This window comes from Pseudocitrobacter sp. 73, from assembly GCF_008369545.1.
Taxonomy (GTDB): Bacteria; Pseudomonadota; Gammaproteobacteria; order Enterobacterales; family Enterobacteriaceae; genus Pseudocitrobacter; species Pseudocitrobacter vendiensis.
Genome location: NZ_VTZO01000014.1, coordinates 1 through 23901, shown reverse-complemented (window position 1 = coordinate 23901; position 23901 = coordinate 1). Strand labels below are relative to the sequence as shown.

The following is a 23901-nucleotide window of genomic DNA, read 5'->3' as shown; positions in this document are numbered from 1 at the left end:
CCGTCTGACAATGGAGTCCATCTGGAACTACGCGGGTAACACCATTACCAATCAGCATTCCGATATCAACCGCACCCATGACATTTTACAGGATGAGTCAAAGTGCGAAATGATTGTGGTTATCGAGAACTTTATGACCTCATCGGCGAAGTACGCCGATATTCTGCTGCCTGACCTGATGACCGTTGAACAGGAAGACATTATTCCCAACGACTACGCCGGGAATATGGGCTATCTGATTTTCATCCAGCCCGCCACCGCGCCAAAATTTGAGCGTAAACCTATCTACTGGATCACCAGCGAAGTCGCAAAGCGTCTGGGCCCGGATATCCACCAGCGCTTCACCGAAGGGCGTACTCAGGAAGAGTGGCTACGCTATCTTTACGCCAAAATGGAAGCCAAAGACCCTGCGCTACCCTCTTATAATGCGCTGAAAAAGATGGGGATCTATAAGCGTAAAGATCCGAACGGCCATTTTGTTGCGTATAAAGCCTTCCGCGACGATCCGCAAGCGAACCCGCTGAAAACGCCGTCCGGAAAAATTGAGATTTACTCCAGCCGTCTGGCGAAAATCGCCAACAGCTGGGAGCTGCAAAAAGATGAGGTCATCAGCCCGCTTCCCGTTTATGCCTCCACCTTCGAAGGTTGGGACGACCCGAAACGCAGCCAGTTCCCGCTTCAGCTGTTCGGTTTCCACTATAAAGCCCGCACGCACTCCAGCTACGGCAACGTGGATGTATTACAAGCCGCCTGCCGTCAGGAAGTGTGGATTAACCCGGTCGACGCGCAGCCGCGCGGGATCGCTAACGGCGATATGGTGCGCGTCTTTAACGATCGTGGTGAAGTGCGTCTTCCCGCAAAAGTCACCCCGCGCATTCTGCCTGGCGTCAGCGCCATGGGCCAGGGCGCGTGGCATGACGCCAATATGACGGGCGATAAAATCGACCACGGCGGCTGCGTCAACACCCTCACCACTCAGCGCCCCTCCCCGCTGGCGAAAGGTAACCCACAGCACACCAATCTGGTGCAAGTCGAAAAGGTATAACACGTTTTGCCCGAGTGTCTTTTGGCTCGGGCGTTTTAATTATGGAAAAGCAAATAAGTGAGTCACTATGAAAATCATCGCGCCTGAGGCGCTTATGAGGGCGAAGATTAGCCGCCGAAATCTGGTGAAAACCTCCGCGATAGGCGGCCTGGCCGCCGCCAGCAGCGCCTTCACACTGCCATTTACCCGCATCGCAAATGCGGCGGATAAACTGGCGCCGGTGGAGGAAAAAGCAGTCTGGAGTTCGTGTACCGTAAACTGCGGCAGTCGCTGCCTGTTACGGCTTCACGTCAAAGACGACAGCGTTTATTGGGTGGAATCAGACACCACTGGCGAAGATATCTACGGCAACCATCAGGTTCGCGCCTGTCTGCGCGGGCGCTCGATTCGCCGCCGAATGAATCACCCGGATCGCCTGAAATACCCGATGAAACGCGTCGGTAAGCGTGGTGAAGGCAAATTCGAGCGTATTTCGTGGGATGAAGCGCTGGATACCATCGGCGATAACCTGAAACGCATTCTGAAAGATTACGGTAACGAAGCGGTGCACGTGCTCTACGGCACCGGCGTCGACGGCGGGAACATCACCAACTCTAACGTGCCTTATCGCCTGATGAACTCATGCGGCGGTTACCTGAGTCGTTATGGCAGTTACAGTACCGCACAAATCAGCGCCGCCATGAGCTACATGTTCGGCAGTAACGATGGCAATAGCCCGGACGATATCGCTAACACCAAACTGGTGGTGATGTTCGGCAACAACCCGGCGGAAACGCGCATGAGCGGCGGCGGCGTCACCTATTATGTGGAACAGGCGCGCGAACGCTCGAATGCCCGCATGATAGTCATCGACCCGCGCTATAACGATACCGCAGCCGGGCGTGAAGATGAGTGGCTGCCGATTCGCCCTGGCACCGACGGCGCGCTGGCCGCGGCAATCGCCTGGGTGTTAATCACTGAAAACCTTGTCGACCAACCTTTCCTTGATAAATACTGCGTCGGCTACGACGAAAAAACACTGCCCGCCAGCGCCCCGCGTAATGCGCACTACAAAGCCTATATTCTGGGTGATGGCCCCGATGGCATCGCGAAAACACCTGAATGGGCGGCGCAAATCACCAGCATTCCGGCGGATAAAATCATCAAGCTGGCGCGTGAAATCGGTAGCGCAAAACCGGTCTACATTTGCCAGGGCTGGGGGCCGCAGCGTCACTCAAACGGCGAACAAAACGCTCGTGCCATCGCTATGCTCTCCATCTTAACGGGTAATGTCGGTATCAACGGTGGTAACTCTGGCGTGCGAGAAGGTACCTGGGATCTCGGTGTGGAGTGGTTCTCGATGCTCGATAACCCGGTGAAGACACAAATCTCTGTCTTCACCTGGCCGGACGCTATTGATCACGGCGAGAAAATGACCGCCATCCACGACGGCGTGCGCGGGAAAGATAAACTCGACGTGCCGATTAAGTTCATGTGGTGCTATGCCAGCAATACGCTTATCAACCAGAACGGTAATATCAGCCGCACCCATGAGATTTTGCAGGACGACAGCAAGTGCGAAATGATTGTCGGCATCGAGCATTTCATGACGGCGTCGGCAAAATATTGCGACATTCTGCTGCCCGATCTCATGCCGACCGAGCAGGAAGATCTGATTTCTCATGAATCCGCCGGGAACATGGGTTACGTCATCCTCGGTCAACCGGCAACCAGCCGGAAGTTCGAACGTCGTCCGATTTATGAGATTCTTTCTGAAATCGCCAAACGTCTGGGCCCGGATGTGTATCAAACATTCACTGAAGGGCGCACTCAGCATGAGTGGATCCAGTATCTGCACGCCAAAACCAAAGAACGTAACCCGGAAATGCCGTCTTATGAGGAGATGAAAACTCTCGGCATCTTCAAGAAAAAATGCCCGGAAGAACACTATGTTGCCTTCCGCGATTTCCGTGAAAATCCGGCGGCGAATCCGCTGAAAACGCCATCAGGGAAAATCGAGATCTACTCTGAACGGCTGGCAGATATCGCTAAAACCTGGGAGCTGAAAGAGGATGAAATCATTCACCCGCTGCCGGCCTATGCGCCAGGCTTCGACGGCGTGAGCGACCCAGCACGGAAAACCTATCCGCTGCAGTTAACCGGTTTCCACTATAAAGCGCGTACCCACTCCAGCTACGGCAATATTGACGTGCTGCAACAGGCCTGCCCGCAGGAAATCTGGATCAACCCGGTCGATGCGCAGCCGCGCGGCATTGCTAATGGCGATACCGTTCGTGTCTCCAGCCAGCACGGCCAGATGCTAATCCCGGCGAAAGTCACGCCGCGCATTTTGCCAGGCGTCACCGCCATCGGACAAGGCGCATGGCTGAAAGCCGATATGTTCGGCGATCGTCTCGATCACGGCGGCAGTATCAACATTCTCACCTCTCACCGTCCATCACCGCTGGCGAAAGGCAACCCGTCCCACAGCAATCTGGTTCAGGTTGAAAAGGTATAAGGAGTAACCGATGACAACCCAGTACGGCTTTTATATTGATTCCGCCCGCTGCACAGGCTGCAAAACCTGCGAGCTGGCGTGTAAGGATTACAAAGATTTGGGCCCCGATGTCAGCTTCCGTCGCATTTATGAATACGCGGGCGGCAACTGGCAGGAGGATAACGGCGTCTGGCATCAGGATGTGTTCGCCTACTACCTCTCCATCTCCTGCAACCATTGTGAAGATCCGGCATGTACCAAGGTGTGCCCAAGCGGGGCGATGCACAAGCGTGAAGATGGTTTCGTAGTCGTCGATGAAGATGTCTGCATCGGCTGTCGCTATTGCCATATGGCCTGCCCGTACGGCGCGCCGCAATACAATGCCGCAAAGGGCCATATGACCAAATGTGACGGCTGTCATGACCGCGTCGCCGATGGCAAAAAACCGATTTGTGTCGAATCCTGCCCGCTGCGCGCGCTGGACTTTGGCCCTATCGATGAACTGCGTAAGAAACACGGTAACCTGGCGTCCGTCGCGCCGCTGCCATCTGCGCATTTCACCAAACCAAACATTGTGATTAAACCTAACGCTAACGCGCGCCCGACCGGCGATACCACCGGTTATCTGGCAAACCCAAAGGAGGTCTGAAATGGGAAATGGATGGCATGAATGGCCGCTGGTACTCTTCACCGTACTGGGCCAGTGCGTTGCTGGGGCGCTGATTGTCAGCGGGCTCGGCTGGTTTGCCCTAAAAGACGACACTGCCGCGCGTCAACGTCTGGTGCGCAGTATGTTCTTTTTATGGCTGGTGATGGGCGTCGGTTTTCTGGCGTCGATTATGCACCTCGGCTCACCGCTGCGGGCGTTTAACTCCCTGAACCGCGTGGGCGCGTCTGGGCTGAGTAATGAAATTGCCGCCGGGTCGATTTTCTTTGCCGTCGGCGGATTCTGGTGGCTGGTGGCCGTACTGGGGAAAATGCCGGAAACGCTGGGCAAACTCTGGTTACTGGTAAGTATGGTTCTGGGTCTGGTATTTATCTGGGCAATGACCCGTGTTTATCAGATCGATACCGTTCCAACCTGGTATAATGGCTATACGACGCTGGCCTTCTTCCTGACGGCGTTCGTCAGCGGCCCGCTGTTTGCCGCCCTGCTACTGCGTGCAGCGCGCGTGATATTTAACGGGGTCACCTTTGCGGCAGTCAGCGTTCTCGCCCTGCTGCTGCTGGCCGCCTGGCTGGCGGAAAATGAGCAACATGCCCTGTGCGAACAGTTATTGGCCTGGCATCTCTTTCCATGGTCCACGCGTTTTCTGGAAGAGTTTGTCGCCAACGCTAATCATCCGTTTTATCAGGCATTGGGCGAATTAGCGCAGCAGACGCTGGCGCAATGGCACTCTCAGTTGCTGATTCCCGTCGCCGTGAAAACGCTGTATCGATAATGTCCGTCGTGCCGGATAGTGGCGTAAAAAACGCCTTATCCGGTCACTTTAATTGTGACAACGTCACTTCTCGCAATGACTTTTAAGACTATTCTACATAACCCCCGCAAACCGTTCTCCCGTATAGCCAACTTACTGATTTCGCTCAAAAGCTGCGCAAAATAAATACCCCTATTTCTGGAATACCTGCCCATGCATTGCTATAGGTCAAATGCGTCACTGTGAATATGACGCGTTAATAAAAACCTATAACAGGGAGAAACACAGCAATGCAGGCTTCCCCCCTTATGCGCTTTCTGGGCTTTACAGGCGCGATTGTTCTTGTTCTGGCGCTCCTCGCCTGGGGTATCGGACTGGACACGATAAAAGCCCGTCAGGTTGACCTGATCTACCTGGGTCAACAACACCTTAAACTCGTCTTTATCTCGATGTTTTTTGCCCTGCTGGTCGGCATTCCCAGCGGTATCCTGCTGAGTCGCCCTGCGGCGAAAGGGGTTGCCGAATATGTGATGCAGATTTTCAACGTTGGTAACACGCTGCCGCCGCTGGCAGTACTGGCGCTGGCGATGGTGGTCATCGGGATCGGTGATATCCCAGCTATCGTGGCGCTATTCCTCGCTTCGCTGCTGCCGATTGTGCGTAACACCTACTCCGGCCTGAAGTCGGTCCCGCCTTCGCTGATTGAAGCGGCGAACGGTATTGGCATGACGAAGTTGCAACGGCTCTGGCAGGTCGAACTGCCTAACGCCTGGCCGGTGATGCTGTCAGGGATTCGCATCGCAACCGCGATCAACGTCGGTACGGCCCCGCTCGCCTTCCTGATCGGTGCCAGCAGCTACGGCGAACTGATTTTCCCGGGTATCTACCTTAACGATTTCCCAACCCTGATTTTAGGCGCAACGGCCACCGCCCTGTTTGCCCTGATTCTTGATTCTCTGCTCGCCTGGCTTGGACGCGTGCTTAGCCCCCATACAGCCTGAACATAAGGAGCGTGACATGACTTTTAAAAAACAGCTGCTGGGGTGGTTTAGTGCCACGTTACTGTTTGCCGGAACCGTACAGGCCGCGCCGATTACCCTGGCCACCAAAAGTTTTACCGAACAGCATATTTTATCGGCGATGACCGTGCAGTATCTGCAAAAGAAAGGGTTCCAGGTACAGCCGCAAACCAATATCGCGACCGTTATCTCGCGTAACGCGATGATCAACAAACAGATTGATATGACGTGGGAGTACACCGGTACCTCACTGATTATCTTTAATCACATCAACAAACGAATGAGCCCGCAGGAGTCTTACGACACGGTAAAACGGCTGGATGCCAAACTGGGCCTGGTGTGGCTTAAACCAGCGGATATGAACAACACCTATGCCTTCGCCATGCAGCGTAAGCGCGCGGAAGCAGAAGGCATTACCACCATGTCGCAAATGGTGGAGAAGATTGAGCATATCCGCCAGACCGACCCGGATAAAAACTGGCGTCTGGGGCTGGACCTCGAATTCGCCGGGCGCAGTGACGGCATGAAACCGTTGCAGGAAGCCTACAACATGCCGCTTGATCGCCCGCAGATCCGCCAGATGGACCCAGGTCTGGTCTATAACGCGGTACGAGATGGTTTTGTCGATGCCGGGCTTATCTACACCACCGATGGTCGCGTGAAAGGCTTCGACCTGAAAGTGCTGGAGGATGACAAAGGTTTCTTCCCGAGTTACGCCGTGACGCCGGTGGTGCGTAAAGACGTGCTGGAGGCCAATCCGGGTCTTGAAGAGGCGCTGGATACCCTCTCCGGCCTGCTCAATAACGATGTGATCGCCACGCTCAACGCGCAGGTGGATATCGACCATCAAACCCCGCAGCAGGTGGCCCGTAAATTCCTGCAAGACAAAGGCATGCTGTAAGGAGCGCTTATGGACACGTTGCATTACATGATGGATAACGCAGGGTACCTTGCTACGCTCACCCTTCAGCACCTGTGGCTGGTGGCGCTGGCAGTGGGCCTTGCGATTATTATTGGCGTACCGCTCGGCATCCTCATCGTGCGCCATAAGTGGCTGGCGACGCCGGTACTGAGTGTCGCGACACTGCTGCTGACCATTCCGTCTATCGCCCTTTTTGGCCTCATGATCCCGCTATTTTCGCTGATCGGTCACGGGATTGGCGTATTGCCCGCCGTCACCGCCGTTTTTCTCTATTCACTGCTGCCGATTGTACGCAACACGCATACGGCGCTGGACGCCCTGCCGCCGGGCCTGCGTGAAGCAGGACGTGGGATCGGCATGACCTTCTGGCAGCGTCTGCGCTGGGTAGAAATTCCGATGGCATTACCGGTGATTTTCGGTGGTATTCGCACCGCCGTGGTGATGAACATTGGCGTGATGGCAATTGCGGCCGTCATTGGCGCTGGCGGGCTGGGATTACTGTTACTGAACGGCATCGGCGGAAGTGACATCCGCATGTTGATCGCTGGCGCACTGATGATTTGCTTACTGGCGATTGTGCTCGACTGGCTGCTACATCGCCTGCAAATCGCTCTGACACCGAAGGGGATACGATAATGATAAAACTGGAAAACCTCACTAAACAATTTTCACAGAAAAACGGTCAACCGTTAAAGGCCGTTGATAACGTGAACCTGAATGTGCCAGAAGGCGAAATGTGCGTATTGCTGGGGCCGTCCGGCTGTGGCAAAACCACCACCCTGAAGATGATTAACCGCCTGATTAAACCGAGCAGCGGGACCATCCTCATCAACGGGCAAAATACCGATGAGATGGATACAGTAACGCTGCGTCGCAACATTGGCTATGTTATCCAGCAAATTGGTCTGTTCCCGAATATGACCATTGAAGAAAACATCACCGTGGTGCCACGCATGTTGGGCTGGGATAAAGCCCGCTGCAAAACCCGCGCACAGGAACTGATGGAAATGGTGGCGCTGGATTCGAAAAAATTCCTTCACCGCTACCCCAAAGAGATGTCCGGCGGCCAGCAACAGCGTATTGGCGTGATCCGTGCGCTGGCGGCGGATCCGCCGGTGCTGCTGATGGATGAACCTTTCGGCGCAGTCGACCCCATCAACCGTGAAGTGATTCAGAACCAGTTCCTGGAGATGCAGCGAGCCCTGAAGAAAACGGTCATGCTGGTGAGTCATGATATCGATGAAGCACTGAAACTGGGCGACCGTATCGCAGTATTCCGACAGGGGCGTATTGTTCAGTGCGCCAGCCCGGATGAGTTGCTGGCGAAACCGGCCAATGAATTCGTCGGCTCATTTGTCGGCCAGGATCGCACGCTGAAGCGCCTGCTCCTGGTCTCGGCAGGCGATGTTACCGACCAGCAACCGACGATCACCGCCCGCAGTTCAACGCCGCTTGCCGAAGCGTTCGGTATTATGGATGACAACGACATTCGTGCACTGACCGTGGTGGATGAGGAAGGCAAACCGCTCGGATTTGTGAAGCGCCGCGAAGCGCGTCAGGCGAGCGGCGTATGTTCTGACTTGATTCACCCGTTCCGCGTCACCGGCAAGGCAGAAGATAACCTGCGCGTGGTGCTGTCGAAACTCTATGAGAGCAACACCAGCTGGATGCCGATTGTCGATGAGGACGGGCGCTATAACGGCGAGATATCGCAGGATTATATTGCCGATTACCTCAGCTCCGGGCGTACACGTCGGGCGCTGAATATTTATAGCGAGAACTAAGCCCTCACCCCGGCCCTCTCCCACAGGGAGAGGGAGAAAACCGCACACACTTAACCACTGGCACGAACGGTCCCCTCTCCCTGTGGGAGAGGGTTAGGGTGAGGGGGATCCGCACCCACAGCTTTTGCATCTCCCCTGCTTTCCCCGCAAAATAGCCGCCTGAACTTCTTTGTGTTGAAACCGCTCATGCAACGTCTTCACGCTTATCCCGATCTGCGCACCATGCTACGTCGTCTGCTGTTTGCCGCCATTACTGGCGTGCTTGCCGCATTGGCCGTCGCAGGGTTTCGCCATGCCATGCTGTTTCTGGAGTGGCTATTCCTCAGCAACGATACCGGCAGTCTCGTTAACGCCGCGACGGGGCTTTCCGCCTGGCGGCGCGTGCTGACGCCTGCACTCGGTGGATTTGCGGCGGGAATGCTCTTGTGGGGCTGGCAGCGATTAAATCAACAACGGCCTCACGCGCCCACGGACTACATGGAAGCGCTGCGCACCGACGGGCAATTTGATTATGGCGCCAGCCTGGTAAAATCCCTGGCATCGTTACTGGTGGTGGTCAGCGGCAGCGCAATTGGCTGTGAAGGAGCGATGATCCTGCTGGCGGCACTGGCGGCGTCGTGGTTTGCTCAACGATTTACCGCACGCGACGAATGGAAATTGTGGATTGCCTGTGGTGCCGCCGCCGGGATGGCGAGCGCCTACCACGCACCGCTGGCAGGCAGCCTGTTTATCGCTGAAATTCTGTTTGGCACGCTGATTCTGGCCTCGCTTGGCCCGGTCGTGGTGTCTGCTGTTGTCGCGTTGCTGACCACACATTTTATTGGTGGCGGCAGCGAACCTCTATACACCGTCAACCTACCGGCAACGCTCAGCGTAACAGCCTACGTGTTAATTATCGCCACCAGTCTGCTGGCGGGCGTATGTGGCCCGTTATTGATGTGGTTAATGAATGCCACGCACAACCTCTTTTTGCGCCTGAAACTCTCTCCGCCCTGGCAACTGGCGCTCGGCGGGTTGATTGTTGGCCTGCTGTCGCTACTGACGCCCGCGGTCTGGGGAAATGGCTACAGCGTGGTGCATGCCTCGCTGCTGTCTCCGCCGTTGCTTGCCGCTATTTCAGGGATATTCATTTGTAAACTATTGGCGATCCTCGCCAGTAGCGGTTCCGGCGCGCCGGGCGGTGTGTTTACGCCAACGCTGTTTCTGGGAATGGCAGTGGGTATGCTGTTTGCGCAGCTGGGTGGGATTTGGCTACCCGATCAGCCGTTAATCGCCGTCTTACTGGGGATGAGCGGCATGGCGACGCTGCTGGCGGCAACCACACATGCGCCGATCATGTCGACATTGATGATTTGTGAAATGACCGGGCAATATAGCGTTCTGCCCGGTTTATTGATTGCCTGCGTGCTGGCGTCAGTGCTGTCGCGAACCTTACGCCAGGATTCTATCTACCGTGAGCACACTACTCAGCATGGATAAGTCAATGTAATGGCTCAATTCACGTTGTTCAGGACGCGGCAGATACGGCAACTCGCCTATCAGCGGCCCGGGCAGTTTTTTACTCAGCACATCAATGATTTCAGCATAATGCGCCAGACCGGGGTTGATGCGGTTCGCCACCCAGCCAATGAGCGGCAGGCCGTCGTTAGCGATGGCCTGAGCCGTCAGCAGCGCATGGTTGATGCACCCTTCCTGAATCCCGACCACCATCACAACCGGCAATTGCTCCTGAACCACCCATTCAGAAAGTGGGCGCAGGTCATTCATCAGACTGCGCCAGCCGCCGGTCCCTTCAACCACCACGTTGTCCACTTTTTCGCTCAGGCTGGCGAGCCCGTTTGACAACAGCGTGTAGTTAATTGGGCAGCTATGCGCGACGCTGCTCTCTTCTTCACTCAGGGCAATCGGGTTCACCGCATCATACGGTAGTTCCAGCGATGACACGCTTTGCAGCACCAGCGCATCTTTGTTGCGTAACCCTTCAGGGGTCTCTTTGCTGCCTTTTGCCACAGGTTTGTACCCGGCTACTCGTTTCCCGCTGGCTGCCAGCGCCTGCAGTAGCGCACGGGAAACCACCGTCTTGCCGACAGAAGTATCAGTACCAGTAATAAAGAAACGGTTAAGCATTACTAACTCCACAGTTATGCCGGTGAAATATACAGACCAGAAATAATTTAAAGTGGTGAAAGTCTACGTGATGAACCAGAATCCCGGCTTGAGATAGCGCAATTTTTTGCGCGACAGTGAAAAAATGTTAACCCTGTAACAGTCGAATCAGCAGCGATCCGTTATAGAGCGCATCTTTGACCAGCGCCGCACCGGCCATCGTGCCACGGTTTGAGAACTGAGTCTGTTCAACGGAGATATGCCTGCTGTAAGCCGGAAGTGACTGCTGACGAATACAGTCGCTGATCGCCGGGAAGAGGATATCGGCAGCCTGATTAAACGGCGAACCGATAAGTATTTTTTGTGGATTGAATAAATTCACCATGATGGCCAGGATGCGCCCGACGTTGGTGCCAACGCTGGTGATGATATCTTTTGCCAGTAAATCGCCCTTAACTGCCGCCAGACACAGCGACTCCACCGTCAGCGGCTGCTGATGCAGCATCGAACTCATCGACTGATGCATTCGCACCTGCGCCAGCTCCAGTACGCTCTCAACGCTGGCGATGGTTTCCAGGCAGCCGTGGTTACCGCAGTAACAACGTTTTCCGTAAGGATCGACCTGCGTATGGCCAATCTCCACCAGGCTACTGCTGCCCGCATGAAGCAGACGACCGTCGGTGATCACCCCCGCGCCCACGTTATGATCAATCACCACCTGAATGACATCCCGCGCCCCGCGTGATGCACCAAACAGCGCCTCAGCCATGGTCCATGCACTGATATCATGCTGAATATAAACAGGTACGCCCGTATGCGCCGCCAGGGTTTCCCCAAGCGGCATATCTTTCACATCCTCGTAAAAAGGCATCCGGTGAATGATTCCGCTTTCCGTATCAATGATTCCGGGAAGCGTAATGGCGATAGCCGTTAAACGCTCCAGCTTGCCCTGATGGCGAATAAAGAACTGATCGATTTGCGTGATAATGCGGTTCAAAAGCGGTTGTGGGTCCTGAAGCGCCAGTTCGAGACGCTCTTCGACCACCAGCTTACTACTGAGATCGCGAAGCGCGAGGTGAATTTCTCCCCGGCTGATACGCAGCGCCAGATAGTGCCAGGCTTCCGTTTCCACCATCAAACCGACGGCTGGACGCCCGCGGCTGCCGGGTTCCTGAATTTCAGTTTCCTGCACCAGGTGCGCTTCGAGCATTTCACGTACAATTTTGGTAATACTGGCCGGCGCCAGTTGCGCCAGCCGGGAGAGGTCGATACGCGACACCGGGCCAAGCTGATCAATCAGGCGATACACCGCGCCCGCATTGGTCTGCTTTATTTGATCGATATGGCCTGGCTGACTGTCCGCTACCACCGTAGACTCCCTTTATTTTCGCGCTTCGAAATAATCTCAGGGCTATGGTGAAGGACTTCAATGGGGTACGCCAAATTTTTCCTTAGCCTTGTGATTCGCCGCACATTTTTTCATGCTTTTTCGTCAGAAGTGCTTATCTTTGCCGCAGCCAGTAGCTGTTGCTTAAAGCGCTGGGCAGCCTGACTAAGTTCATGATGTTTAGACCACACCAGCCACATTTCTGAAACGGCATCCTTTTCAATGATGGGCACCCAGCGCATTTCCATGAGCTGCACACGCCGAAACGACGCCGGGAGTATTGATACCCCGAGCCCGGACGCCACCAGGCCAATAATGGTCATCGCCTCGCCCACTTCCTGGGTCATACGCGGCGTCACATCATAGCGACGCAGCAAGCCCAGGATATCGTCATACAGGCCCGTTCCCACGTGTGGATCGAAGAAGACAAAAGGCTCATCAGCCAGCTCTGTCAGACTTACTGCCCGCTGATTCGCTAACGGATGCTCATGATGAATCATCGCCAGCAGCGGCTCATGCAGGATCACCTCCCACTCCAGCGTGTCAGGAAGCTGCGTGTTTCGCATCAAACCGAGATCCAGCGAACCTTCGGTTAGCGGCGAAATCTGCTCACGGGTATTGGTTTCGCGCGTCTGGATATGGACATCGGGATAGCGACGACGAAAGGTCGAGAGCGTATCGGATACCGCCTTAATAAAGGGGGCCGATGAGGTAAAGCCAATATTCAACTCACCCGTTTCGCCATGATGCAAACGCCCTGCGCGGGCGGCGGCGTCTTCAACCAGCAGCATGATTTGGCGGCTATCGGCAAGAAACTGCTTTCCCGCCGCCGTGAGATTTACGCTGCGGTTGGTACGGGCAAACAGACGGGCGCCGATTTGCTGTTCAAGCATCTGAATTTGCTGACTTAGCGGCGGCTGAGAAATATTAAGCCGGGCAGCGGCGCGACCAAAATGGAGCTCTTCCGCTACCGCAATAAAGTAGCGCAGATGACGCAGCTCGATATTCATATTTGTTACATATCAATTGAGATTATTAATATATTAGACAGAATATTCGCGTTTTCCTACTCTAATTATGTGACCTACATCTCTATTACCTTTTGTTTTTACGCAAGGATCTCCCCGTGAGCCGTACAACCACCGCAGACAACGAACCGGCTATCGACGTCCGCGACAATGCCCCTTCCAGGCCGAACCAGTTTATTACTCGCGGCACACCTCAGTTTATTCGGGTTACCCTCGCGCTTTTCTCCGCCGGGCTGGCGACCTTTGCCCTGCTCTACTGCGTTCAGCCGATTCTGCCGGTGCTGTCACATGAGTTTGGTATCTCGCCCGCGGGAAGCAGTATTTCGCTATCGATTTCCACGGCGATGCTGGCGATAGGGCTGCTCTTTACCGGGCCGCTTTCCGATGCCATTGGCCGCAAACAGGTTATGGTCACGGCGCTGCTGCTGGCATCGTGTTGCTCTCTCCTCTCCACGATGATGACCAGCTGGCACGGCATTCTCGTCATGCGCGCGCTGATTGGTTTATCACTCAGCGGCGTGGCGGCGGTTGGCATGACCTACCTCAGTGAAGAGATTCACCCGAGTTTCGTCGCCTTCTCTATGGGTCTCTATATTAGCGGTAACTCAATAGGCGGGATGAGCGGACGCCTGCTGACCGGGGTTTTCACCGACTTCTTCGGCTGGCGTATCGCTCTGGCGGTGATCAGCGCCCTCGCGCTGGCTTCAGCAATTATGTTCTGGAAGATCCTCCCTGAATCGCGCCATTTCCGCCCGTCCTCCCTGCGCCCGAAAACGCTGCTGCTCAATTTCCGTCTGCACTGGCACGATCGCGGCCTGCCGCTGCTGTTTGTCGAAGGCTTCCTGCTGATGGGCGCGTTCGTTACCTTGTTTAACTATATCGGCTACCGCCTGATGCTCTCGCCCTGGTCGCTGAATCAGGCCGTGGTTGGCCTGCTCTCCGTCGCTTATCTCACGGGAACCTGGAGTTCACCGAAAGCTGGCATGATGACGGCCCGCTACGGTCGCGGCCCGGTGATGATCTTTTTCACAGGCGTCATGCTGCTCGGCCTGCTGCTGACGCTCTTCTCGCCGCTGTGGGTCATCTTCCCCGGCATGTTACTGTTTTCCGCAGGCTTCTTTGCCGCGCACTCGGTTGCCAGTAGCTGGATAGGCCCACGTGCACGACGTGCCAGAGGTCAGGCATCATCGCTTTATCTCTTCAGCTACTACCTGGGTTCCAGCATCGCCGGTACGCTGGGCGGCGTGTTCTGGCATCGTTACGGCTGGAATGGCGTCGGCGCGTTTATCGCCCTGCTGCTGGTTGCGGCATTACTGGTTGGAACGTTGCTGCATAAACGATTGCATTGATGGCGACGGGCGCGAATTTTTTGCGCCCGCTTATCGCCCTGTGATAGATCTGATTCTATCGGCGCGTGTCGCCTTCTCTCTTATAGAAAACAGGGCACTATGGAAAACAAAAACTACCAACACCTCACCCGCACCTTCCAGCGTCTCTCCCGTTTTTCACACCTTTCCGCCATCGCGGGCTGGGATATGTTTGCCATGATGCCGCCAGGCGGCAGCAACGCGCGTAGCGAAGCGCTGGCTGAACTTGGCGTGTTGCAGCACCAGATCCTGACCGATAAGCACGTTGGTGAGTGGCTGCGCAACGCGGAACAGGAAAATCTTAACGATCTCGAACAGGCTAACCTGCGTGAAATGGCACGTCATTATCAGCAGGCGGCCCTGTTGCCGGAAAGCCTGGTAGAAGCCAAATCGCTGGCCGGTAGCCGCTGCGAGCACGCCTGGCGAACGCAGCGCCCGAATAACGACTGGCAGGGCTTCGCGGAAAATCTAAAAGACGTGGTTAAACTCAGCCGGGAAGAAGCGCGTATCCGTGCGCAGGCCAAAGGTTGCTCACCCTATGATGCCCTGCTGGATATTTTTGAGCCCGATATGACCAGCGCTCGACTGGACGTGTTATTTGGCGATCTCAAATCCTGGCTGCCAGAACTGTTAACCAACGCGGTAGAAAAACAGGCCAGCAAAACGCTGATCGCCCTGCAAGGCCCGTTCCCAGTTGAAAATCAGCGCCTGTTAGGGCTGGAAGCGATGAAACGTCTCGGCTTTGATTTTAACGCTGGTCGATTGGACGTCAGTGCGCATCCTTTCTGCGGCGGTGTACCGGAAGATGTTCGCATCACCACTCGTTATAATGAGCATGACCTGTTAAGTGCTCTCTTCGGCGTGATCCACGAAACCGGGCATGCACGTTATGAGCAAAATCTGCCGCGTAACTGGCTGGGCCAGCCGGTGTCTCACGCGCGTTCAACCGCCATTCACGAATCGCAAAGTCTGTTCTTTGAGATGCAACTGGCGCGCAGCGATGCCTTCCTTCAGCATTTGCTTCCGGCGGTTGTTGAACAGTTTGGCCCGCAACCCGCCTTTGAGGCCTCAAACTTTGTTGCCTGGAATCAGCGCGTGAAACCGGGCTTTATCCGTATTGATGCCGATGAAGTGAGTTACCCGGCGCACGTAATCCTGCGTTACGAAATTGAACGCGCGTTGATTGATGGCGAGATTGAAGTGGATGATATTCCCGCCCTGTGGGATGAAAAAATGCGTCACTGGCTGGGGCTCTCGACGGAAGGGAACTACCGCGATGGTTGTATGCAGGATATTCACTGGACCGACGGCGGCTTCGGTTATTTCCCTTCCTACACGCTGGGCGCGATGTACGCCGCGCAATTGATGCATGCGGCGCGTAATGCAATGCCGGATCTCGAATCACGTATTGCCAGCGGTAATTTCAGCACGTTGTTCGAGTGGCTGCGCCAGAATATCTGGCAGCACGGTAGCCGCTTTGGTACCTCGCAGCTTATTCAGCAGGCGACTGGCGAAGACCTGAACAGCCGCTATTTCCGCGAACATCTCACCGCCCGCTATCTGTAATTCTACTCACGCCGGAGGTGTCTCCTTCGGCGTTGTACATATGGTTACACGCTGATACCAATCACTCACGGAAAGCCTGATAACTCAGGGATATAGTTCTTTCAACGGCCCCGCAGTGGGGTTGAATGAAAAAACCAATTCGAGGGTATGAGAATGAAAAAAGTATTAGCTCTGGTTGTTGCCGCTGCTATGGGTCTGTCATCTGCTGCATTCGCTGCTGAAAATACTGCTGCTCCGGCACCGACTGCTACCGCAACCGCTAAAGCTGCACCGGCAAAAACCATGCATCACAAAAAACATCAGAAAGCCGCCGCAGAACAGAAAGCGCAGGCTGCAAAAAAACACCACAAAAAAGCGGCTAAAACCGAAGCGACCAAACCGGTAGAACAGAAAGCGCAAGCCGCTAAGAAACATAAAAAACATGAAGCCGCTAAACCGGCTGCTGCTGAGCAGAAAGCCCAGGCAGCAAAAAAACACCATAAAAAAGCAGTAAAACACGAAGCCGCTAAACCAGCCGCTCAGCCTGCTGCCTAATCGTCACCGTTCGTATCGTTCCGATGACAAATCGGCGCTGTTTCAGCGCCGATTTTTTCCTGGAGAGCAATGATGTTGCGGCGCTATCGTTTCGAGCTCATCCTGGCTTTACTCATCGTCTGCGCACTGATCGCAACGCGATTTTTCCTTTACTGAGCGTAGTTCGCTGATTTTACTCCCCCTTTTCATTTGTCCCGTCTATAGTAATCACATTGGGTTTAACTTTTTATAATCATAATTACCCCACCAGAGAGTGATATGCGTAGAGCTGTTTTCGTTTTACTGGGATCGTTGAGCGCGCTGTCGATGGCTGTACATGCGGATGACGGCGATAGCGGCATGAGCGCGAAAGATGTCAAAACGCTGTTTTTCGGTCAGGACGATCGCACCCTTGTGACCGATTCAACAGACTCCCCCTGGGATGCTATCGGTCAACTGGAAACCGTCAGTGGTAACCTGTGCACCGCCACCCTCATTTCGCCCCATCTGGCGTTAACCGCCGGACATTGTTTACTGACGCCGCCTAATGGCAAGCCGGATAAAGCGGTCGCGTTGCGTTTTGTGTCCCAGAAAGGCGTCTGGCGTTATGAAATTCACGGCATTGAAGGCCGTGTCGATCCTTCGCTTGGTAAACGCCTGAAACCCGATGGCGATGGCTGGATTGTTCCGTCTGCCGCCGCGCCGTGGGATTTTGGCTTAATTATTTTACGCTATCCGCCGGGAGGTATTACGCCGCTGCCGCTGTTTGAGGGCGATAAAGCCGCGCTCACCGCCGCATTGAAGGCAGCGGACCGTAAAGTGACGCAATCTGGCTACCCGGAAGATCACCTTGATTCGCTGTACAGCCATCAAAACTGCGTGGTCACCGGATGGGCGCAAACGTCGGTGCTGTCGCACCAGTGCGATACGCTACCGGGCGACAGCGGCTCGCCATTAATGTTAAAAACCGATAATGGCTGGCAATTGATTGCGGTACAGAGTTCGGCACCAGGGCCGAAAGATCGCTGGCGCGCGGATAACCGGGCCATTTCGGTGACGGGTTTTCGCGATAAGCTGGAAGCGCTGGCGACAGAGTAATCTTTGCGCCGGGTGGCGCTACGCTTACCTGGCCTACAACGCTTGTGCATTTCGTAGGCCTGACAAACGTAGCGCCCTGCCATCAGGCCATTTTAATCAGCACCATGCCGATTATCAGCAGGCCGAGCCCCATCCAGCCTTTGTTATTCAGGCGTTGACCAAACAGGATCCAGCCCGCCGCCAGCGTAGCCATAATCCCGAAGGCCCCCCATAACGCATAGGCTACGGATAAATCGATACCTTTTACCGCCTGCGACAAGGCGCTAAACGCCGCCAGCACTGCGGAGATCGATAGCACGCCATAGAATTTGCGGCGAAAACCATCCGAGAACTTCAAAAAGATATTAGCGATAATTTCCAGCACGATTGCCAGCCCCAGCCAGGCGGCGTGAACCCACTCAAACTGTTGCATGCTGAGCCTCCACCGGCTGAGATTTCACTTTGCGGGTACCGGATTTAATCAACACAATCCCCGCTACCAGCGTCGCCAGACCGGCAATCTTCATCGCCGAGAGCGCTTCATCAAACAACATGACGCTGAAGAGCGTAATCAGCAAAATACCAATACCTTCCCACAAGGCGTAGGCCACACCCAGCGCGATTTTTTTAACCGCGAAGGCAAGGAAAATATAAGAGATGGCAATCATTACCAGCATCAAAATAAAGCCAGCAGAACCGTGACTGACAGCGGCCCATTTCATAGACAGCGTGCCGATAATTTCAGCGACGATCGCAAGGGATAAAAGAATCCAGTAAAACATGTTATTTCTCCTGCTTGAGAATATATTCCGTTGCGGCTCACAGCGAGGTGCAAACCGTAAAATCCAGGTTGTAATGAGTCCTGACGGCGGGCGTCAGTTCAGGCAGAAGATATAGACTAAAGCGCGTTGCGCCAGTGCTGCTCTGCACAGAGCGAGCTGGAGGTAGGTAAAACAGCGGTGTGAGTGGAAATGAAAGTTTTGAACTGATTGTCCATAAAAATACAATTATCCGCGGTATTGCTTCTCTTCGTTGCGGAAAAAAATTGTCCTCGGTAGTTAAACACAGCTAATTTTTAGCACAACCTTCTGATTAACTCAAAATATTTTCAGATCTTTACCATAAATATTAGATCTAAGTGAGTTCCTTCTCAGACCGTTCGCAATTATGATATTCAGGCTTTTTGTACACTTTTTTCAGGAACCCTTATGGCCAAGCCCATCATTACGCTTAATGGATTAAAAATTGTCATCATGCTGGGCATGCTGGTCATCATTTTGACGGGTATTCGTTTTGCGGCGGATATCATTGTTCCCTTCGTACTGGCGCTGTTTATCGCCGTGGTGCTTAACCCGGTCGTGCAACTGATGACCCGCTGGCGCATTCCCCGCGTGCTGGCTATCTCTTTACTGATCTGCCTAATTATTATGGTTGCCGTCCTGCTGCTGGCGTCACTCGGCACTTCGCTTAACGAGCTGGCGCGCACATTGCCGCAGTACCGTTCGTCTCTACAGGTGCCGCTACAGAATATTCAGCCCTGGCTGGAGCGCTTTGGCGTGACAGTCTCAGCTGATGAGTTGATTAAATATATCGACCCCAACGCCGCGATGACCTTTGTCACCAGCCTGTTGACACAGCTCTCTAACGCGATGTCTTCGATTTTTCTTCTGTTGTTAACCGTGGTGTTTATGCTGCTGGAAGTGCCGCAGCTTCCGGCCAAACTCCAGCAACTGATGGTCAAACCGACAGAAGGAATGGCGGCGATCCAGCGGGCAATCGACAGCGTTTCACATTATCTGGTGCTGAAAACGGCAATAAGCCTGGTGACCGGCCTGGTGGCGTGGGGTATGCTGGAAGCGCTGGGCGTACGTTTCGCGTTTGTCTGGGGGCTACTCGCGTTCGCGCTGAACTATATCCCTAACATCGGTTCCGTGCTGGCGGCGATCCCGCCGATTTTACAGGTGCTGGTTTTTGGCGGGTTTTATCAGGCGCTGATTGTGCTGGCAGGATATCTGCTGATCAACCTGCTGTTCGGTAATATCCTCGAACCGCGCATTATGGGACGCGGGCTCGGGCTGTCAACGCTGGTGGTCTTTCTGTCGTTGATCTTCTGGGGATGGTTGCTTGGGCCCGTGGGGATGCTGCTTTCGGTACCGCTCACCATTGTGGTCAAGATTGCCCTTGAGCAAACCATCGGCGGCAGGAGTATTGCCGTGCTGTTGAGCGATCTCAGCGATAAGTGACAGCGTCACGCAAAGCTGCCGACATCTCGTCGGCAGCCTCTTCTTCTCTTACGATTTACCTGCTTTTGCCAGACTAAACCACATCCCAACCGCCAACAGTAACAGCATCATCCCGGCACTGCTTAACGCGACGCTGTGCGAGAAGGTAAACGCGATACGTGCGGCATTAATCGTGGCCTCGGCAAGCGTCGGCGTCAGGATTTGCGCCGCTTTAACCGCTTCGCCAATCGATGACGAGGCGCGCGCCGCGATATCGCCCGTCAGCCCTTCCGGCAGAATAATGGACGCGGAAAAACTGCGGCTCAGCAGTAAGCCAAAGACGGCAATGCCTAACCCTGCGCCCAGCTCATAAGCCATGGTTTCAATCGCCCCGGCAGCCGCTGCTTTTTCCTTCGGCGCTGCGGCCATAATTGCCGCCGTTGACGCCAGCAAGGCGCTGGCGGCGCTAAACCCGAGTAAGACCATCAACCCCCACGCCTGCCACTGTTGGGTGCTGAAATCCAGCATCGACAGCCCGAGGAAGCTCAGTGCACTCAGTGCCATGCCGCTCGTTGCCACAGTACGCAGACCAAGACGCGCGACCAGCACACCGGCTATCGGGCCGCTGAAACCACTGGCCACCATCAGCGGTAGCATAAATTTCCCGGCCTCGAACGGCGTGAAACCATGTACAAACTGCAGTTCCTGCGCCATCAGCAGCTCAAAACCGACCAGCGCAATCATTGCCGTCATCGCCATCACCACGCCACTCAAAATAATGCGGTGGCTGAACAGACGCATATCGATCATCGGCTTCGCCGCACGAAGCTGGATACGAACAAACATCGTTAATAACAGTGCGCCGGTGACGAACGCCCCGCCGATAATCCACGGCGTAACCAGCCCTTTCATCGCGGTTTTGGCGCTATACACCAGCAGCAGGATCGCCACAATCAGCATAATGGCGTGACTCAGGTTCAACGGCTGATCGCGTCGGCCCGGCTGCTGCGGCACGAAGCGCGCGGAAAGCGCCATCACCAGCAACACGATGGGGACGTTAATCAGGAATACCGAGCCCCAGTAGAAGTGCTCCAGCAACATGCCGCCAATCAATGGGCCAAAGGCTGCCCCGCCGGAACCGACCGCAGCCCAGACGCCAAGCGCAATATTACGATGACGCGCATCGATAAACAGTGTGCGGATCCCGGCAAGCGTCGCCGGAACAATCATTGCCGCACCAATCGCCAGTACGGCGCGCGCCGCAATAAGCCAGCCGGCATCGGGCGCAAACGCTGCTGCCAGCGACGCCAGGCCAAACAATCCGCTGCCGAGCAACAGCAGGCGTTTAAAACCGATGCGGTCGCCCAGCGCCCCCATCGGCAGTACCATTCCCGCCATCACCAGCGAGTAGATATCAATGATCCACAGTAACTCGTTGCCGCTTGCTCCAAGCGTCATACTCAACGTCGGTGCCGCCACATGCAGCACCGTCGCATCGATGGCGACCGGAATATAGACCAGCACGATAATCACTAACGCTAACCACTGACGAAACATAACTCTCCCTCATTTATTAAAGTTGGACATCCGTCCAGAACGCGATCCTACGGAAAGTTGAACAACTGTCCAGCTTTTTGTTAAACTCGTTGCGCGATTATTGAGGACGAAAAATCATGGGTTATTTGAGTAAGGACGAACGACGGGAAGAAATTATGCAGGCGGCGATGCGCGTGGCGCTGGCTGAAGGTTTCCCCGCAATGACCGTCAGACGGATCGCCACGGAAGCCAACGTTGCCACAGGCCAGGTCCATCACCATTTTGCCTCGGCGGGCGAACTCAAAGCCCAGGCGTTTATTCGCTTAACCCGTACTCTGCTGGATGCTAATCCATTGCCAGAAAGCGCCACGTGGCGTGAACGTTTATGCTCGATGCTCGGCAGCGATGATGGCGGGTTTGAGCCCTATATTCGCCTCTGGCGGGAAGCGCAGCTGATTGCCGCGAAAGATCCCGATATCAAGGCGGCCTATATTCTCACCATGCATATCTGGCATGACGAAACCACGGCGATTATCCGCCAGGGCCACGCAGCGCAGGAGTTTACCCTGCGCGACAGCCCCGAGCATATCGCCTGGCGGCTGATTGCGCTGGTTTGCGGACTGGATGGCATGTACGCACTGGGAATGACGGATATTGATGACGACGCCTTTAACCGGCATGTGGACGCCGCGATCGCCCTTGAGCTGTTTTCACTACCGCACACACACGATATCTGACAGCCGCGTGGTATAGCGCGGCGAGAGCAGTTCCCGTTTCATCTGCCACGGCTGCGCGATACCCTGCCCGGCAAAATAGAGCGTCCCGCGCCCGCTCTTGTGATTAATGGCATCTAACACGCTCATTAACGCTTCGCTGTCCGCGCGCGGCGCATTGTCATCAAACAGATTCAGCTGCGCAACGCCCTGGCTGAAAAAATCCCCCAACATTACGCCCGCTTTCTGATAGCGTCGCTCTTCTTTCCAGATAACCTCCAGACAGCGCGTCGCGGCCTGAATAATATCGCGGCTATCCTGAGTAGGTGTCAGCAGTTTTACCGATGCACTATTGCCGTAGTAAGGCTGCCCGGCGGCAAACGGAGATGTTTTAATAAATGCCGAAATAAACCGGCAATACTGATGTTCAAGACGCAGCTTCTCTGCCGCCCGGCACGCATATTCACAAATGGCCTGACGCATATCGTCGTAATCCGTTACCGGCGCGCCAAAGGAACGGGAACTGATAATCTCCTGCTTCACCGGCACAAACTCTTCCAGTTCAAGACACGTCTCGCCGCGCAGCTCGCGCACCGTGCGTTCCAGTACCACGCTAAAATGTTTACGGATGAAGCGAATATCTGTATCCGCGAGATCCAGCACGGTATGAATACCCATCGCTTCCAGCTTTTTGCTGATCCGCCGGCCGATGCCCCACACTTCACTGACCGGGAATGCCGCCATCAGTTTACGCTGTTTTTCGAGGCTGGAGAGATCAACCACGCCGCCCGTTTGATGCTGCCATTTTTTTGCCGCATGGTTCGCCAGCTTGGCGAGCGTTTTGGTTTGCGCGATCCCCACCCCGACGGTTAAATGCATGTGTTGACTGATTGTTTCGCGAATTTCACGACCGAAATCGGTCAAATCACGGCAATTTTTGACACCGGTAAGATCGCAAAACGCTTCGTCAATACTGTAGATTTCCACTTTCGGAGCCAGCGCTTCCAGGGTCGTCATCACGCGTTCTGACATATCCGCGTAAAGCTCATAATTGCTGCTAAACGCTATCACGCCGTGACGGCGGAACTGCTCCTTTTGCTTAAAATAGGGTTCTCCCATCGCGACCAGTGACTTCGCCTCTGCGCTACGGGCAATGACGCAACCATCGTTATTCGACAGCACCACCACCGGTTTGCCTTTGAGATCCGGCCTGAACACTGTTTCGCAGGAGGCATAAAAACTGTTCACATCCACCAGCGCAAACATGATCAGCAGGCCGCTTTCACGATAAACGTCACCACGCCGAAGATATCCAGCGGCACATCTTCGTTGATGCGGATAGGCACATATGCCGGGTTACAGGGCACCAATTGGATGATCGGACGCAGTTGCAGGCGCTTGACGGTAAATTCGCCATCAACCGCGGCAATAACAATATCGCCATGCCCGGCAGTTCTGGCGCTATCGACCACCAGCAAGTCGCCATTGCCGATACCGGCGTCGATCATGGAATCACCCGCCGCGCGGACAAAATAGGTCGCACTGGGGTGCGCCACCATAAACTCGTTAAGATCGATACCGCGCTCAACGTAGTCGCGTGCCGGACTGGGAAAACCACATGCCACTAAGTCACTGAAAAGAGGCGTAATTACGCTCTCGCGTTGTTCTGCAAGTTTGTACATCATAACTGTAAACACCATATGTCGCGGTAGGGATACC

At 54.8% G+C, this 23901-nt stretch carries 22 protein-coding genes and 1 pseudogene; 15 read left to right on the top strand and 8 right to left on the bottom strand.

Features of this window, described 5'->3' with window-relative positions:
• The 9 genes and pseudogenes from F0Q32_RS15950 to clcB all read left to right on the top strand — a co-directional run.
• Positions 1-1045, top strand: a 1045-nt coding sequence (locus F0Q32_RS15950) for a molybdopterin dinucleotide binding domain-containing protein (protein WP_149463851.1), incomplete at its 5' end; no start/stop codon positions are given.
• A 67-nt stretch (positions 1046-1112) separates the two neighbouring features.
• Positions 1113-3542, top strand: a complete 2430-nt coding sequence (gene ynfF / locus F0Q32_RS15945) for a selenate/tellurate reductase subunit YnfF (RefSeq protein ID WP_149463850.1) — start codon at positions 1113-1115, stop codon at positions 3540-3542.
• 10 nt (positions 3543-3552) lie between these two features.
• On the top strand, positions 3553-4170 hold the full coding sequence (locus F0Q32_RS15940) for a DMSO/selenate family reductase complex B subunit (RefSeq protein ID WP_149463849.1): 618 nt from the start codon (positions 3553-3555) through the stop codon (positions 4168-4170).
• 1 nt (position 4171) lies between these two features.
• Positions 4172-4747: pseudogene (locus tag F0Q32_RS15935) on the top strand (DmsC/YnfH family molybdoenzyme membrane anchor subunit); the annotation flags it as partial.
• A 485-nt stretch (positions 4748-5232) separates the two neighbouring features.
• Positions 5233-5943 carry an osmoprotectant ABC transporter permease OsmY gene (gene osmY / locus F0Q32_RS15930; RefSeq protein WP_149463848.1) on the top strand — a complete coding sequence of 237 codons (711 nt, stop codon included), beginning with the start codon at positions 5233-5235 and terminating at the stop codon, positions 5941-5943.
• A gap of 16 nt (positions 5944-5959) precedes the next feature.
• Complete coding sequence (gene osmX, locus F0Q32_RS15925) at positions 5960-6862, top strand: osmoprotectant ABC transporter substrate-binding protein OsmX (RefSeq protein WP_149463847.1); 903 nt, start codon at positions 5960-5962, stop codon at positions 6860-6862.
• Positions 6863-6871: 9 nt separating this feature from the next.
• Positions 6872-7519 (top strand): osmoprotectant ABC transporter permease OsmW, encoded by a 648-nt coding sequence (gene osmW / locus F0Q32_RS15920; RefSeq protein WP_015964466.1) that lies wholly within the window; start codon positions 6872-6874, stop codon positions 7517-7519.
• Positions 7519-8667 carry an osmoprotectant ABC transporter ATP-binding protein OsmV gene (osmV, locus tag F0Q32_RS15915; RefSeq protein ID WP_149463846.1) on the top strand — a complete coding sequence of 383 codons (1149 nt, stop codon included), beginning with the start codon at positions 7519-7521 and terminating at the stop codon, positions 8665-8667. Before osmW ends, osmV begins: the two co-directional genes overlap by 1 nt.
• Before the next feature lie 186 nt (positions 8668-8853).
• Positions 8854-10146, top strand: a complete 1293-nt coding sequence (gene clcB, locus F0Q32_RS15910; protein WP_149463845.1) for a voltage-gated ClC-type chloride channel ClcB — start codon at positions 8854-8856, stop codon at positions 10144-10146.
• On the opposite strand, the gene bioD is transcribed toward clcB, so the two are convergent.
• The 3 genes from bioD to F0Q32_RS15895 form a co-directional block, all read right to left on the bottom strand.
• On the bottom strand, positions 10099-10794 hold the full coding sequence (gene bioD / locus F0Q32_RS15905; RefSeq protein ID WP_149463844.1) for a dethiobiotin synthase: 696 nt from the start codon (positions 10792-10794) through the stop codon (positions 10099-10101). The genes clcB and bioD overlap by 48 nt on opposite strands.
• A 127-nt stretch (positions 10795-10921) precedes the next feature.
• Complete coding sequence (gene mlc / locus F0Q32_RS15900; RefSeq protein ID WP_149463843.1) at positions 10922-12142, bottom strand: sugar metabolism global transcriptional regulator Mlc; 1221 nt, start codon at positions 12140-12142, stop codon at positions 10922-10924.
• Between the two features lie 110 nt (positions 12143-12252).
• Entirely contained in the window at positions 12253-13170 is a 918-nt protein-coding gene (locus F0Q32_RS15895; RefSeq protein ID WP_149463842.1) for a LysR family transcriptional regulator, read from the bottom strand.
• A 116-nt stretch (positions 13171-13286) separates the two neighbouring features.
• Between F0Q32_RS15895 and F0Q32_RS15890 the strand changes: the two genes are divergently transcribed.
• The 4 genes from F0Q32_RS15890 to F0Q32_RS15875 all read left to right on the top strand — a co-directional run bounded on the left by F0Q32_RS15890 (position 13287) and on the right by F0Q32_RS15875 (position 17732).
• Positions 13287-14537, top strand: a complete 1251-nt coding sequence (locus F0Q32_RS15890; RefSeq protein ID WP_149463841.1) for an MFS transporter — start codon at positions 13287-13289, stop codon at positions 14535-14537.
• Positions 14538-14636: 99 nt separating this feature from the next.
• Positions 14637-16121, top strand: coding sequence for a carboxypeptidase M32 (locus tag F0Q32_RS15885; protein WP_149463840.1), 1485 nt, complete (start codon positions 14637-14639; stop codon positions 16119-16121).
• Between the two features lie 153 nt (positions 16122-16274).
• A complete protein-coding gene (gene asr / locus F0Q32_RS15880) occupies positions 16275-16655 on the top strand; it encodes an acid resistance repetitive basic protein Asr (RefSeq protein ID WP_149463839.1) in 381 nt (126 codons plus the stop codon).
• Between the two features lie 258 nt (positions 16656-16913).
• On the top strand, positions 16914-17732 hold the full coding sequence (locus tag F0Q32_RS15875) for a serine protease (RefSeq protein WP_149463838.1): 819 nt from the start codon (positions 16914-16916) through the stop codon (positions 17730-17732).
• An 82-nt stretch (positions 17733-17814) separates the two neighbouring features.
• Here F0Q32_RS15875 and mdtI read toward each other — a convergent pair whose 3' ends face one another.
• On the bottom strand, positions 17815-18144 hold the full coding sequence (mdtI, locus tag F0Q32_RS15870) for a multidrug/spermidine efflux SMR transporter subunit MdtI (protein WP_149463837.1): 330 nt from the start codon (positions 18142-18144) through the stop codon (positions 17815-17817).
• Positions 18131-18493 (bottom strand): multidrug/spermidine efflux SMR transporter subunit MdtJ, encoded by a 363-nt coding sequence (mdtJ, locus tag F0Q32_RS15865; RefSeq protein WP_149463836.1) that lies wholly within the window; start codon positions 18491-18493, stop codon positions 18131-18133. Before mdtJ ends, mdtI begins: the two co-directional genes overlap by 14 nt.
• Positions 18494-18919: 426 nt before the next feature.
• Here mdtJ and F0Q32_RS15860 point away from each other — a divergent pair, with 426 nt between their 5' ends.
• Positions 18920-19954 (top strand): AI-2E family transporter, encoded by a 1035-nt coding sequence (locus F0Q32_RS15860; RefSeq protein ID WP_108474200.1) that lies wholly within the window; start codon positions 18920-18922, stop codon positions 19952-19954.
• A gap of 48 nt (positions 19955-20002) precedes the next feature.
• On the opposite strand, the gene F0Q32_RS15855 is transcribed toward F0Q32_RS15860, so the two are convergent.
• The gene (locus F0Q32_RS15855; protein ID WP_149463835.1) at positions 20003-21490 is read right to left on the bottom strand and encodes an MFS transporter; all 1488 of its coding nucleotides are present in this window, start codon (positions 21488-21490) and stop codon (positions 20003-20005) included.
• A 116-nt stretch (positions 21491-21606) separates the two neighbouring features.
• On the opposite strand from F0Q32_RS15855, the gene F0Q32_RS15850 reads away from it, so the two are divergent.
• A complete protein-coding gene (locus F0Q32_RS15850) occupies positions 21607-22206 on the top strand; it encodes a TetR family transcriptional regulator (RefSeq protein WP_149463834.1) in 600 nt (199 codons plus the stop codon).
• Here F0Q32_RS15850 and F0Q32_RS15845 read toward each other — a convergent pair.
• Together F0Q32_RS15845 and umuD are read right to left on the bottom strand one after the other, a co-directional pair.
• Positions 22183-23448: a Y-family DNA polymerase gene (locus F0Q32_RS15845; protein ID WP_149463833.1), complete on the bottom strand. Its 1266-nt coding sequence runs from the start codon at positions 23446-23448 to the stop codon at positions 22183-22185. The genes F0Q32_RS15850 and F0Q32_RS15845 overlap by 24 nt on opposite strands.
• A gap of 2 nt (positions 23449-23450) precedes the next feature.
• Positions 23451-23867, bottom strand: a complete 417-nt coding sequence (gene umuD, locus F0Q32_RS15840) for a translesion error-prone DNA polymerase V autoproteolytic subunit (RefSeq protein ID WP_149463832.1) — start codon at positions 23865-23867, stop codon at positions 23451-23453.
• Positions 23868-23901: the final 34 nt, after the last annotated feature.

Bases quoted from the DNA above. Each gene is read 5' to 3' on its own strand.
- osmV (WP_149463846.1), top strand. From the start codon at position 7,519: ATGATAAAACTGGAAAACCTCACTAAACAATTTTCACAGAAAAACGGT.
- clcB (WP_149463845.1), top strand. From the start codon at position 8,854: ATGCAACGTCTTCACGCTTATCCCGATCTGCGCACCATGCTACGTCGT.
- F0Q32_RS15875 (WP_149463838.1), top strand. From the start codon at position 16,914: ATGCGTAGAGCTGTTTTCGTTTTACTGGGATCGTTGAGCGCGCTGTCG.
- ynfF (WP_149463850.1), top strand. From the start codon at position 1,113: ATGAAAATCATCGCGCCTGAGGCGCTTATGAGGGCGAAGATTAGCCGC.
- osmW (WP_015964466.1), top strand. From the start codon at position 6,872: ATGGACACGTTGCATTACATGATGGATAACGCAGGGTACCTTGCTACG.
- asr (WP_149463839.1), top strand. From the start codon at position 16,275: ATGAAAAAAGTATTAGCTCTGGTTGTTGCCGCTGCTATGGGTCTGTCA.
- F0Q32_RS15885 (WP_149463840.1), top strand. From the start codon at position 14,637: ATGGAAAACAAAAACTACCAACACCTCACCCGCACCTTCCAGCGTCTC.
- F0Q32_RS15845 (WP_149463833.1), bottom strand. From the start codon at position 23,448: ATGTTTGCGCTGGTGGATGTGAACAGTTTTTATGCCTCCTGCGAAACA.
- umuD (WP_149463832.1), bottom strand. From the start codon at position 23,867: ATGATGTACAAACTTGCAGAACAACGCGAGAGCGTAATTACGCCTCTT.
- F0Q32_RS15855 (WP_149463835.1), bottom strand. From the start codon at position 21,490: ATGTTTCGTCAGTGGTTAGCGTTAGTGATTATCGTGCTGGTCTATATT.
- F0Q32_RS15895 (WP_149463842.1), bottom strand. From the start codon at position 13,170: ATGAATATCGAGCTGCGTCATCTGCGCTACTTTATTGCGGTAGCGGAA.
- F0Q32_RS15940 (WP_149463849.1), top strand. From the start codon at position 3,553: ATGACAACCCAGTACGGCTTTTATATTGATTCCGCCCGCTGCACAGGC.
- F0Q32_RS15860 (WP_108474200.1), top strand. From the start codon at position 18,920: ATGGCCAAGCCCATCATTACGCTTAATGGATTAAAAATTGTCATCATG.
- osmY (WP_149463848.1), top strand. From the start codon at position 5,233: ATGCAGGCTTCCCCCCTTATGCGCTTTCTGGGCTTTACAGGCGCGATT.
- osmX (WP_149463847.1), top strand. From the start codon at position 5,960: ATGACTTTTAAAAAACAGCTGCTGGGGTGGTTTAGTGCCACGTTACTG.
- mdtI (WP_149463837.1), bottom strand. From the start codon at position 18,144: ATGCAACAGTTTGAGTGGGTTCACGCCGCCTGGCTGGGGCTGGCAATC.
- mdtJ (WP_149463836.1), bottom strand. From the start codon at position 18,493: ATGTTTTACTGGATTCTTTTATCCCTTGCGATCGTCGCTGAAATTATC.
- bioD (WP_149463844.1), bottom strand. From the start codon at position 10,794: ATGCTTAACCGTTTCTTTATTACTGGTACTGATACTTCTGTCGGCAAG.
- F0Q32_RS15850 (WP_149463834.1), top strand. From the start codon at position 21,607: ATGGGTTATTTGAGTAAGGACGAACGACGGGAAGAAATTATGCAGGCG.